Below are 12,583 nucleotides of genomic sequence, written 5' to 3'. Positions count from 1 at the left end.
CAGGTCGTGCAGACTATCGCCGCCTGAACCCGTTAGGCACACACTGTTTGTAGCCCAATTTCACGGCACTACCCCCAATATCTATCGGAAGTAGAGAAATCCCCCGACATGGCCACCGATTACGACGCCCCGCGCAAGAACGAAGACGAAAGCGAGTCGATCGAGGCCCTCAAGGAGCGTGTACCTGACAAGCTTTCGGGCTCGGTAGACGCTGAGGACTCAGATAACCCCTCAGGCTTTGAACTTCCTGGCGCAGACCTGTCTGACATCGAACTGGATGTTGTCGTCCTGCCTCCGCAGGAAGACGAGTTCACGTGCGTGGAGTGCTTCCTTGTTAAGCACCGCTCGCAGCTCGATCATGACTCAGCGGCAGGTCCTATTTGCCGCGAGTGCGCATAGCCTGCGCAACCCCAATGGCCGCCGCGAGGCGGTCGGGTGTCCGTGAGGACACCACCCACGCCGGTGTTGAATCGGCGGGATCTACGACTGCAACAGTCACAATCCCGTCGATTCCGCCCCGGATTGTGGTGAAGCTGTGCGCTTTGAGGTTTTGACCTCGCGCCAGACGAGCTTCATAACCGGTCGTGACGACCGGTTCTCCGAGAAACTCCACCGGGATGTGTGCCTTTCCGATGCGTAGCTCGCCTCCGGAGACCTCCACCACCTTGGACGTGGACAGCATCAGCGCGACGACGGCGATAGCGACAACACCGCCTGCGATCAGCGCGATCGATCCGTTGTCGCGCATAAACACGAGTGCGGACATCGGCGCAACGATCATGGCAGCCACAATCAACCACAGCGACGGCGTCAGCCGTTCGCGATAGGTGCGGCTAGTGGACATGGAACTGGCTGAATTCTGCATTACCCTCGATGAGTGACTGATTCTGTGGATGTCCTCATTCTCGCACCCGATCTTCCGGTGTATGCGAATCCCGGTGACGCTGGTGCTGATCTGCGCTCGTCTGAAGCGCTCACGCTTGCACCAGGGGAGCGCCGTCTTGTCGGCACCGGTGTGCGTATTGCGCTACCCGAGGGCTTTGCCGCATTCGTGGTTCCGCGCAGTGGACTGGCAGCAAAGCACGGAATCACGATTGTGAACTCGCCAGGAACCATCGATGCGGGGTACCGTGGCGAGATCAAGGTGTGTCTGCTCAACACTGACCAGGACACCCCCTACGACATTGCCGTTGGCGACCGGATCGCGCAGATGATTGTGATGCCGGTGCCCCGCGTGACCTTCATCCCGGTGGAAGAATTGCCGGAGAGTATGCGCGGTGAAGGTGGATTTGGCTCGAGCGGATTCGGCCACAAGATTGAGGAAAAGGCATGACTGACGACATCGAAGAGTTCGGTAAGAACGCTCCGGAAGATCGCGCAACGGCTGGCCCGTTTGACGAGGCGGAAGCGAACCCTGTTCGCCCGTACATCGACCTCGGTGGCATCAAGATTCTGCCGCGCGAAGGCCTGAACCTGCGACTCGAGGTGGAAGAGCAGACCAAGCGAATCGTCGCCGTCGGTCTTGACTATGCGGAATCGTCGTTGCAGGTGCAGCCGTTCGCTGCTCCGCGTTCGACGGGACTGTGGGCCGAGACGCGCGCACAGATTCGCGAACAGGTCAAGCAGCAGGGCGGACGCGTTGAAGAGCGTGAAGGCCCCCTTGGCCCTGAGCTTCTTGCTGAGGTTCCGGTGATCGCCGGGGGAGAAGGCGGCATGCGCCTGGCCCGCTTTATCGGCGTGGATGGCCCGCGGTGGTTCCTGCGTGGTGTGGTGAGTGGCAAAGCAACGAATGATCTCGAAGCGGCGCAGCACATCGAAGACCTGTTCCGTTCGATCGTGGTTGTGCGTGGCGGATCGCCCATGCCCCCGCGCGATCTGATTCCGCTGAAGATGCCGGCTACCCCGGGCGCAGCGTGACGCACGACGGTCTCGACCCTGCAGACGGATCCGCAGCAGACACAGCCGCCGCAGGTTCTGGTTCCGGAACCCGCGCTACCGGTGATGCAAACTCCGAAAGTTCTGTGGTTAGCGGCGGGAATTCAGAAGCGCCATCGACGGCGCCGGAACCAAAAGTCTCCGATGTGCTGAGCGCGGCGTTGGGTGAGGCTGCTCGTCGTGCGGGCCTCGACCCGGCCGAGCAAGCCACGACCGGCCACGTCGTGTGGGGTGCGATGGGCGGCTGGCGCGGCGTCGTCGAGTCTGTCGTACCTTCGTTGATCTTCATTGCGACGTTCGCATTCACGCAGGATGCGTGGCTGGCGATTGGTGTCTCGGTCGCGGTCGCCGCGGTGTTCACTGTGGCGCGACTCGTCGCTAAGACGCCACCTGCTGCGGCAATCGGTGGGCTCATCGCGGCGATCATCGCTGCTGGATTTGCCCTCTTCACCGGCAAAGCTGAAAACAACTTCATCCCGGGCTTCCTCACGAACGCAGCCTATGGTTCCGGCCTGCTCATTTCCGCGCTGATCGGATGGTCAATCATCGGACTCATCGGTGGCTATCTGATGAGCGAGGGCACCGCATGGCGACGCTCGAAGCGCAAGCGTAGGGTGTACTTCTGGCTGACCGTCGCGTGGGCAGGGCTGTTCTTCGCGCGCCTTGCCGTTCAGGTTCCGATCTACCTTCAGGGCGAGGACGCGCTTGCGACTCTGGCGACCGTGAAACTCGTCATGGGGATCCCGCTGTTCGCGCCCATGGTCGCGGTGACGTGGCTCGCGGTGCGCTCGCTCTATGCGAAGGCCCCGCCCGCGACAGATGCGGCACCCACCGACACCGAACCCGGTACCACTCCCGCAACCTAAACCCGTTGTTCCGGCGCCGTGATGTCGTCCCAGGGGTTGTGAATGGCTGCCCGGGCTACGGCGCACAAAGCGCTAATGTCTCGGGAAACGAAAGGGGACGGGGTGTCGGGCGGAGATCGTGTGCCGGATGAATCGAACGCCACGTGGGATCAAGTGCTGAACCGGCCCAGCAGGTGGGGGCTGTTAGCCGTCGTGGCGTCGATCGTGACTGGCGTGCTCGCGAGCATCGTTCTCTGGTGGCCTGGCGGCGAGCTCGGCCCGTGGCAGGCGGTATGGGCCGTTGTCGCCCTGTCGGTGCCGCAGCTGTTCTTCCGCGTTCATGGCGCCGCCTTACTGGCCGCAGTCGCCATGGTTGCCGGTATCTACGGCGCGGCCGCGCTGTGGGGCGGGCAGGAGATCGATCTTGCCTCCACGTTCAGTCTGCTGGCAGCGGCGGCTGCGATTGAGGTCGTGAACCTGTTCGGCACGCAACGGCGCTGGGGTATGCGTCGCGGATTGCAGGGCGCCGTGCTCGGCACGATTGTGCTGCTCGTCGTGCTGTTCCTCGGCCTCGATGTCGGCGCGCTCGCTAGCCGCGTCGCTGATCAGGCATATGTCGGCGCGGTCCTGGCAGGGCTGGTATTCGTGCCGCTGATCTTGGTTGCCAGCGCAGTAATCTACGTCGTCGTGCGCCTCATCGCCAGCTTTGCCGTTGCCGGCTTCGAGAATGCGCGCCGTGGTTCGGCTCGCCCCACGACGCATTAGCGGAACCACGACGACAGCCGTGAGAGCGGAACCGGCGGAAAGCGGGGAGCGTGAACGCGCGACATACTCAGGGGTTCGGGCTGTCATTCGGCAATCATGCTAGATTTATCTTGACGTCAAGATACTTTTGACGGGTTGATCTCTCGCACTAAGGCGCGGAAACTGGTAAGGCGCACCTTGCTAGCCGCCGGGGCCTTTGAGCCCCAAGATGGAGATCAGCAGGATAGACCGGCGCAAAGGAGAGAGCCTCGTGTCAACGGTGAACAGCTTTGGTGCAAAAAGCACCCTGACGGTCGGCAGCACCGACTATGAGATCTTCCGGCTCGACTCCGTCGAGGGATACCAGAAGCTCCCGTTCAGCCTCAAGGTTCTCCTCGAGAACCTGCTCCGCACAGAAGATGGAGCAAACGTAACCAAGGAACAGATCCAGGCTCTTGGATCGTGGGACCCGGCGGCTGAGCCCGACACGGAGATCCAGTTCACGCCGGCTCGCGTCGTCATGCAGGACTTCACCGGTGTGCCCTGCATCGTTGACCTTGCGACCATGCGTGAGGCCGTGACGGCACTTGGTGGCGACCCCAACAAGATCAACCCGCTGTCGCCGGCTGAAATGGTCATCGACCACTCGGTCATCGCAGACCTCTTCGGCCGCCCCGACGCCATCGAGCGCAACGTGGAGATCGAGTACGAGCGCAACGGCGAGCGCTACCAGTTCCTTCGTTGGGGCCAGACGGCATTCGACGACTTCAAGGTTGTTCCCCCGGGAACCGGTATCGTCCACCAGGTCAACATTGAGCACCTGGCTAAGGTCATCTACGACCGCACCAACGCTGGCGTGCTGCAGGCGTACCCCGACACCTGTGTCGGTACCGACTCGCACACCACGATGGTCAACGGCCTCGGTGTTCTTGGTTGGGGCGTTGGCGGTATTGAGGCAGAGGCAGCCATGCTCGGCCAGCCCGTCTCGATGCTCATCCCGCGCGTTGTCGGCTTCAAGCTCACGGGTGAAATCCCCGCAGGCGTGACCGCAACCGACGTTGTTCTCACGATCACCGACATGCTGCGCAAGCACGGCGTCGTCGGCAAGTTTGTTGAGTTCTACGGTGCTGGTGTTGGTTCGGTGCCGCTGGCAAACCGCGCCACCATCGGTAACATGTCGCCCGAGTTCGGCTCGACCGCTGCAATGTTCCCGATCGATGACGTCACCCTTGACTACCTGCGTTTGACGGGCCGCGACGACCAGGCTGTTGACCTCGTTGAGGCATACGCCAAGGAGCAGGGCCTCTGGCACGACGCTGACAAGGAAGCCGCGTACTCGGAGTACATGGAGCTTGACCTGTCGACGGTTGTTCCGTCGATCGCAGGCCCGAAGCGTCCGCAGGACCGCATCCTGCTGTCGGAGTCGAAGGCACAGTTCGAGAAGGACATTCTCAACTACGCAACGGCATCGACGAGCGACGACATCGTTGACCTCGAGTCGAAGCACTCCTTCCCTGCATCTGACCCTGGTGCGGTCCCCGGTGAAGAAGACACCACGACGCGTCCGGTACACATCAACAGTGGTGCTCCGGCAAACGCATCGAAGCCGGTTCACGTTGAGACCCCCGATGGCCTCAGCTACACGCTCGACAACGGTGCTGTCACGCTGGCTGCCATCACGTCTTGCACGAACACCTCGAACCCGTCGGTCATGCTCGCCGCTGGCCTCTTGGCTCGCAACGCGCTGGCTAAGGGTCTGAAGCAGAAGCCGTGGGTCAAGACCACGCTCGGCCCGGGCTCGAAGGTTGTCACCGACTACTACGAGAAGTCTGGCCTCGACAAGTCACTTGAGGGTCTCGGCTTCTATACCGTGGGTTACGGTTGCACGATCTGCATCGGTAACTCCGGTCCGCTGATCGAAGAGGTTTCGGCTGCGATTAACGAGAACGACCTCGCCGTCACGGCAGTCCTCTCGGGTAACCGTAACTTCGAGGGACGCATCAGCCCCGACGTGAAGATGAACTACCTCGCCAGCCCGCCGCTGGTCGTGGCATACGCTCTCGCCGGTTCGATGCACTTCGACTTCGAGACGGACGCCCTCGGCCAGGACGCTGACGGCAACGACGTCTTCCTGAAGGACATCTGGCCTTCGCCTGAAGAGGTTCAGGAGGTCATCGACACGTCGATCTCGCGTGAGCAGTTCATCAAGCAGTACGCCACCGTTTTCGAGGGCGACGACCGCTGGAAGAACCTTCCGACGCCTGACGGCGCGATCTTCGAGTGGGACGAGGCTTCGACCTACGTTCGTAAGGCTCCGTACTTCGACGGCATGTCGATGGACCTCACCCCGGTGAAGGACATCACGGGCGCACGCGTCATGGCGACGCTGGGTGACTCGGTCACGACCGACCACATCAGCCCCGCAGGTAATATCAAGGCCGGTACGCCCGCTGCTCAGTACCTCACCGAGCACGGTGTGGCACAGAAGGACTTCAACTCCTACGGTTCGCGCCGTGGTAACCACGAAGTCATGATCCGCGGAACCTTCGCGAACATCCGCCTGAAGAACCAGCTCGTTCGCGCTGTCAACGACGGCGCTGAAATCGAAGGTGGCTTCACGCGTGACTTCACGCAGGCAGGCGGCCCGCAGTCGTACATCTTCGACGCATGCCAGAACTACCAGGCAGAGGGCACCCCGCTCGTTGTCTTCGGTGGCAAGGAGTACGGTTCGGGTTCGTCCCGTGACTGGGCTGCGAAGGGTACGAGCCTGCTCGGCGTCAAGGCTGTCATCACGGAGAGCTTCGAGCGCATTCACCGCTCGAACCTCATCGGTATGGGCGTTGTTCCGCTGCAGTTCCCTGCCGGCGAAAGCTGGGCATCGCTCGGCCTCGACGGCACCGAGATCGTTTCGATCGAGGGCCTGGAGAAGCTGAACGAGGGCGTTACCCCGAAGACGGTCACCGTTACCGCAGCCCCGAGCGAGTTCTCGCCCGCTGGTAAGGAGACGGTCACGTTCGAGGCAACCGTTCGTATCGACACGCCTGGTGAGGCTGACTACTACCGCAACGGTGGCATCCTCCAGTACGTGTTGCGTTCGCTGGTCTAAGTAGTTAAAAACGCCACGTGCCCGCCCCCGAATGGGGGTGGGCACGTGGCGTTTTTGTGATGGCGCCATATGCGGTTGCCTGCGCCGGCATTGTCACTTCCTGCAGGTAAACACTGGATTATTGCCAATTTGCGCGAAAGTGAGAGCGTTGAGGCTCCGCTCTTGGTATTTAAGAAGTATGCACCTTGATGCGACGCCCGGCCGGTCGTACACGATTACATGTCCGTCTGGTCTTGAGCACGTTGATGGGGTCTGTGGTGATGTCTTTTCGCAACTGCAGGAGTTTCGACAAGACGCCCTTCGCACCGCAGACGATGGGACGGCAGTTCTAACACGGGAGCCCGATCGTCGCTGCTGCGGAACTATTGCGGCAAACTAGCTGGGAAACTAGGTCGCAGTAGTTCCGCAGGACCCCTTTCGCGGGTACCTGGGAACGCGTGAGTTGAGATGGCCAGCGGCAGGGCGCGGAACCCCACACGCGCACCTGCGGAGCTTCAGGTGCCGAAGATAAGCGTCTGAATTCTGCCCGCCTGCGAGCATCGGCGCGCCCATGGCGATGCCCATCCCTTGTTGAGGTCCCCTCGGAGTAGACTGAGACTTCGTTGCGGGAAGACCCACCCCGCCGGAAGGAGGACCCGGATGGCGTTGCTGCCTCACGTGACCGGGCCGCGTGACCTTGACAAGCTGAGCATTGCTGAGCTCAAGCAGTTGGCACAGGAGATCCGAGATTTCCTTGTGGAGAACGTCTCGCAAACGGGCGGACACCTCGGGCCGAACCTCGGCGTCGTCGAAATGACGATCGCCATGCACCTCGTGTTTGACTCCCCGAATGATCCGTTCGTCTTCGATACGGGCCACCAGTCCTACGTCCACAAGCTCCTCACCGGTCGCCAGGACTTCACCAAACTGCGCTCGCGCGGCGGACTAGCCGGCTACCCCCAGCGTTCCGAAAGCCCGCACGACGTTGTGGAGTCCTCGCACGCCTCCAGCTCGCTGAGCTGGGCAGACGGTATCTCGCGTGGGCTTACCCAGACCGGCCGGGCCGACCGCCATGTGGTTGCGGTCGTTGGCGACGGTTCGCTCACCGGCGGCATGACGTGGGAAGCGCTCAACAACATCACCGATGACAATGATCGCAACCTGGTCATCATCGTCAACGACAATGGCCGCTCCTACGCGCCGACGATCGGTGGCATGTCGCGCTATCTGAACCGCGTGCGCACCGCAGCTCCGTACAAGACCCTGCACCGTGGTTCCGATCGCCTTTTCCGTGCTTTCGGTCCATTCGGCCGCGCGGTCTACCGTGGCGTCCGCGGCGGCACGCACGGCTTCCTTTCACGCTTTACGAACAACGTCGCGTTGTACTCGAACCTCGATATCAAGTACCTCGGACCGGTTGACGGGCACGACCTCGAAACCATGATCGAGACGCTTCGTCAAGCGAAATCTTACGGTGCGCCCGTGCTTGTGCACGCGATCACGGAAAAGGGGCGCGGCTACCAACCCGCCCTTGACGACAAGGCAGACCAGTTCCACGCCGTCGGCAAGATTGATCCGCAGACGGGGGAGACCCTCGGAACCTCGGGTACCGGGTGGACGGACGTCTTCTCTGACGAGTTGGTTGCTGTCGGCGAGAAACGCGACGACGTTATCGCAATGACCGCTGCGATGCTGCGACCGACGGGCCTTGCTCCCTTTGCGGAACGCTTCCCGAACCGGGTTTACGACGTCGGAATTGCCGAACAGCATGCCGTCACGAGCGCGGCAGGTATGGCGTTTGGTGGGCTTCACCCCGTCGTCGCGATATACGCGACCTTCATGAACCGCGCCTTCGACCAGGTGCTGATGGACGTAGCGCTTCACCGTGCAGGCGTCACCTTCGTGCTTGACCGTGCGGGTGTCACCGGCCCCGACGGCCCCAGTCACCACGGCATGTGGGATCTTGCGATGTTGCAGATCGTGCCGCACGTGCAAATCAACGTGCCACGTGATGCGGCTCGGCTCCGTGAAGCCTTGCAAGAGGCTGTCGGTGTCGATGACGCACCCACCGTTATCCGCTTCCCGAAGGGCGAGGTGTCACCTGACCTGCCTGCCATTGAGCGCATTGGTGGCGTCGACATTCTGCACCGCGGAAGCACGGAAGACGTTCTGCTCGTTGGCATCGGACCCTTCGCCCACCTTGCCATGGACGTCGCGGAGCGGCTCACGGCGCACGGGATTGGTGCCACGGTCGTGGATCCCCGTTGGGTGATCCCGGTTCCGCAGACGGTCGTTGATCTCGCGGCTCGTCACCGTCTCGTGATCTCACTCGAAGATGGTATTCGTGTGGGTGGCGTTGGCACGCGAATTCGTCAGGTGCTTCGCGAAGCGGGCATCGACACAGCGGTTGACGAGCTCGGTCTTCCCGACGAGTTCATCGATCACGCTACGCGCGGCCAGATTCTCGAGGACGCCGGTCTCACCGCGACAAAGATCGCGCATGATGTCACGGCGCAAGTGCTTGGCGTACGCGTGCCTGTTGCGCGCCAGCATGCGGATGGTCAGCTTTGGACCGGGCAGATTGCTGCCCAGACCGGCCCCACCGGCCTGACGCGCTAACGCCACGGTACAGCGCAGGCGTAATTCGTCTGGTTACGCTTGCTCAACGGTGGGGACGACGCCGCGCTGTTTCATTTCGAACGGCTGGTTCGGTGTGTGCGCACATCCGGCATAGGCTGATCGTGACGAAATTAAGGGGACCGTCATGACTGATTCATCGAACGAACCGTCGCGCCAGCAACCAGTACCTGGCCAGATTCCGCCGCAGCCACCGCTACCGCAGGTTCCGCCACTGCCACCCGCGCAGGCCGCACCAACCACGCCCGTCGGTGATGGTTCGTGGGCATCACCAGGCGGCGCAGGTGCGCCTCCTGCCGGATACGGAACGATTCCTGCCGGATACGGAACGCCGCCCGTGGGCTACGGGGCACCGTTTGCGGCAAATCCAGGCCAGCAGCCCCCGTACGGCGCACAGCCGCAGGGGGGAGGGCAGCCGGCGCCTGGCGGTGCTGAATGGTATGCGGTGCCTGCCGTTGCGACGCCACCAAAGCCGCGAAAGAAGTGGGTTCTGCCCGTCATCGCGATCGTCGCCGGCCTTGCCATCGCGGCCGCGTCGGTCGGCGTTACGCTGTTGCTGACCCAGGGCAATGGCGCCGTCCCCGATGCGGGCCCGTCACCCACGCCTTCCCGCACGGCCACGGCAACGCCTGAGCCGTCGGAGGCACCACCTTCGCCGACCCAGAAACCCACGCCGACGGCAACGCCGACGCCCCAGCCCACGATCTCTGCCAAGCCGAAGCCGAAGCCGAGCGCATCGATTCCGCCGCAGCCTGACCCCGACGCTGATGTCGCCGCACCGGATCGCTCTGGGGTGAGCGTGTCAGCCAACACCGTGGGCGGGGCAATCGAGGGCGTACTCAACGAGTATGACCAGATGGAGGCTAACGGTGAACTGTGGCAGCTGATACCGCACGATACCGGCAACACCTATGCGTACCTTGCGTTCCGTTACCTTCTTACCGACCTGAAGTCTGCAACGGCCTTTGGCGTTGATAATGCGAAGGCGCAAGAGTACTGGAGCAAGGTGATCGCGTACGAGACCAAGCTTCTCGCACAGGAGCCTCTCGGTGTCGATGTCACGATTGAAACGAAGAAGTCGTATTTCCACTACGACGGAACCACGGGCGAAGGCACATACGAAAAGCGCTAGCTATACGAGTGATGGCCGCCCCCATACGGAGGCGGCCATCACTCGTTTGCGTCGTTAGCGGTTCGCAATGCCGCGGATCATCGGCTCGTGGAACGAGCCTCCGAACGCACGCTGCGAAGCGCCCTCACGGTCAAGGTACGGGCTTGCGCCACCGTCGATAAACGGCCAGCCTGCACCGAGTATGAGGCACAGGTCGATGTCTTCGACTTCGGGCACAACGCCCTCGTCAAGCATGAGCTTGATCTCCTGAGCCAAGCCATCCTGCACACGCTGCAGAATCGTTGCCTCATCGGCAGGAGTATTGGCGACTGCGCCCTTGACGACCTTTTCGGCAGCCTTGGTGAAGCCAGTCACACGACCACCCTTGTCTTTTTCAACAACGGCATCGAGCTCAGCGAGCGCGTGGAAGTTGTCGTTGGCGTAGAAGCGCTCAGGGAAAGCGCGCACCATCGTGTCCTGCACGTGCGCGGCGACCTTCCACCCGACCAGGTCGATGAGCTGGAACGGGCCCATCGGCAGACCGAGCGGACCGAAAGCCTTCTCAACCTTGTCGATTGGCGTGCCCTCGTAGACAGCGCGAGCAGCCTCGCCCATCACCTTGGCAAGCAGGCGGTTCACGACAAAGCCGGGGGCGTCAGCGGTGAGAACACCGTTCTTGCCCAGGTTCTTTGCCACCACGAACGCTGTCGACAGCGCGGCGTCGTTCGTCTGGGGCGTCTTTACGATCTCGATAAGCGGCATGACGGCGACTGGGTTGAAGAAGTGGAAGCCCACGAGACGCTCGGGGTGAGCCAGCTTCGAGCCGATTTCTTCGACCGAAAGCGACGACGTGTTCGTCGCAAGAATCGCATCGTCCGCGATGATCTTTTCGATCTCGCCGAATACCTGCTGCTTAACGCCGACCTCTTCGAAGACGGCTTCAATCACGAAGTCGCAGTCTGCGTATTCGGTCTTGTCCGTGGTTCCGTGGATCAGGCCACGCAACTTGTTGGCGGTGTCACCATCCAGGCGGCCCTTCTCCTCCAGCTTGCCGATCTCGGCGTGAATGTAGGCAACACCCTTGTCCACGCGAGCCTGGTCAAGGTCAGTGATGAGAACCGGAACCTGGAGGCGGCGCACGAAGAGAAGCGCGAACTGGCTGGCCATGAGGCCTGCGCCGATGATGCCGACCTTCGTGACCTTCTTCGCGAGTGCCCTGTCCGGTGCGCCGACGGGACGCTTCGCCCGCTTTTGCACGAGGTCGAAAGCGTACATCGACGCGGCGAACTGGTCACCGGAGATGAGCTCGGTGAGGGCAGCGTCTTCACGCTCAAAGCCCTCGGCCTTGGTTCCCGACTTTGCTTCAGAAAGCAGATCCAGCGCCATGTACGGTGCCTTCGGCACGGTGCCGAGCTTCGACTCGAGCATGCCGCGCGCCATCTTGATCGCGATCGGCCACTTGGTGAGGCGCTCGATCTTGCCAGGCTCGTTCTTGCGAACAACCTTCGTCGCACCAGACAGAACGCTGTCGGCCCACGCGAGTGAGCTTTCCAGGTACGTGGCCGCGGGGAAGATCGCGTCCATGATGCCAAGGTCGAAAGCCTGCTGCGGCTTGAGCATGCGGTTCTGCTTCAGCGGGTTCGAGATGACAACCTCGAGCGCGTTCTCAATACCGATCAGGTTCGGCAGCAGGTATGCGCCACCCCATCCGGGGATGAGACCGAGGAAAACCTCGGGGAGCGCAATTGCAGCGGCTGATGCGTCAACGGTGCGGTAGGTCGAGTTCAGTGCTATCTCGAGACCGCCGCCGAGCGCGAGGCCGTTCACAAAAGCGAATGACGGAACGCCCAGGTCGCTCAGCGACCCCAGCACCTTGTGGCCGAGCTGACCGATAAGCAGCGCGGTTGCGGAATCCGGAACCCGTGCGACGTCGGAGAGGTCAGCACCGGCTGCCAGAATGTACTGCTTGCCCGTGATGCCGACGGCGTGAATTTCGCCAGCGGCCGCGCGAGCCTTGAGTCCAGCAAGCGTCTCGCCGAGTTCCTTCAGCGTCGCCGGGCCCAGCGTGTTCGGGCGGGTGTGGTCGCGACCGTTGTCAAGCGTGATGAGCGCAAGAACCTTGCCGCTCGCCAGGCGCACATCGCGAACGACGGAGTGCGTGATGACCTCGTCGTCCTTGAAAGCGTCAAGGGAGGAGAAGTCGATGGCGTCGTAGTTCGTCATGGA

General features: G+C 62.1%; 10 protein-coding genes. 8 read left to right on the top strand and 2 right to left on the bottom strand.

Annotation, left to right across the window (positions count from 1 at the left end; translation table 11 throughout):
• The first annotated feature begins 108 nt into the window (after positions 1 to 108).
• On the top strand, positions 109 to 399 hold the full coding sequence (locus tag KTJ77_RS06875; protein WP_217337690.1) for a DUF4193 domain-containing protein: 291 nt from the start codon (positions 109 to 111) through the stop codon (positions 397 to 399).
• Here KTJ77_RS06875 and KTJ77_RS06870 read toward each other — a convergent pair.
• A complete protein-coding gene (locus tag KTJ77_RS06870; RefSeq protein WP_254367386.1) occupies positions 377 to 844 on the bottom strand; it encodes a DUF3093 domain-containing protein in 468 nt (155 codons plus the stop codon). The two genes, KTJ77_RS06875 and KTJ77_RS06870, sit on opposite strands and share 23 nt — an antisense overlap.
• Before the next feature lie 33 nt (positions 845 to 877).
• On the opposite strand from KTJ77_RS06870, the gene dut reads away from it, so the two are divergent.
• The 7 genes from dut (at position 878) to KTJ77_RS06835 (ending at position 10,378) form a co-directional block, all read left to right on the top strand.
• On the top strand, positions 878 to 1,333 hold the full coding sequence (dut, locus tag KTJ77_RS06865; RefSeq protein WP_217337688.1) for a dUTP diphosphatase: 456 nt from the start codon (positions 878 to 880) through the stop codon (positions 1,331 to 1,333).
• On the top strand, positions 1,330 to 1,917 hold the full coding sequence (locus KTJ77_RS06860) for a DUF3710 domain-containing protein (RefSeq protein WP_217337687.1): 588 nt from the start codon (positions 1,330 to 1,332) through the stop codon (positions 1,915 to 1,917). Before dut ends, KTJ77_RS06860 begins: the two co-directional genes overlap by 4 nt.
• Positions 1,918 to 2,021: 104 nt before the next feature.
• Positions 2,022 to 2,801 carry a DUF3159 domain-containing protein gene (locus tag KTJ77_RS06855; protein ID WP_217338376.1) on the top strand — a complete coding sequence of 260 codons (780 nt, stop codon included), beginning with the start codon at positions 2,022 to 2,024 and terminating at the stop codon, positions 2,799 to 2,801.
• Between the two features lie 120 nt (positions 2,802 to 2,921).
• Positions 2,922 to 3,545, top strand: a complete 624-nt coding sequence (locus KTJ77_RS06850) for a hypothetical protein (protein ID WP_217337686.1) — start codon at positions 2,922 to 2,924, stop codon at positions 3,543 to 3,545.
• A 250-nt stretch (positions 3,546 to 3,795) separates the two neighbouring features.
• Positions 3,796 to 6,630 (top strand): aconitate hydratase, encoded by a 2,835-nt coding sequence (locus tag KTJ77_RS06845; protein ID WP_367948855.1) that lies wholly within the window; start codon positions 3,796 to 3,798, stop codon positions 6,628 to 6,630.
• Between the two features lie 639 nt (positions 6,631 to 7,269).
• On the top strand, positions 7,270 to 9,228 hold the full coding sequence (gene dxs, locus KTJ77_RS06840) for a 1-deoxy-D-xylulose-5-phosphate synthase (protein WP_217337684.1): 1,959 nt from the start codon (positions 7,270 to 7,272) through the stop codon (positions 9,226 to 9,228).
• 145 nt (positions 9,229 to 9,373) lie between these two features.
• Entirely contained in the window at positions 9,374 to 10,378 is a 1,005-nt protein-coding gene (locus tag KTJ77_RS06835; protein WP_217337683.1) for a hypothetical protein, read from the top strand.
• 54 nt (positions 10,379 to 10,432) lie between these two features.
• Here the strand turns inward: KTJ77_RS06835 and KTJ77_RS06830 are convergent, their stop codons facing one another.
• Positions 10,433 to 12,580, bottom strand: coding sequence for a 3-hydroxyacyl-CoA dehydrogenase NAD-binding domain-containing protein (locus KTJ77_RS06830; protein ID WP_217337682.1), 2,148 nt, complete (start codon positions 12,578 to 12,580; stop codon positions 10,433 to 10,435).
• Positions 12,581 to 12,583: the final 3 nt, after the last annotated feature.

It is taken from the genome of Microbacterium sp. NC79, from assembly GCF_019061125.1.
GTDB lineage: Bacteria > Actinomycetota > Actinomycetes > Actinomycetales > Microbacteriaceae > Microbacterium.
The sequence above is the reverse complement of the archived record's forward strand: the minus strand, read 5'-3'. Positions and strand labels throughout refer to the sequence as shown.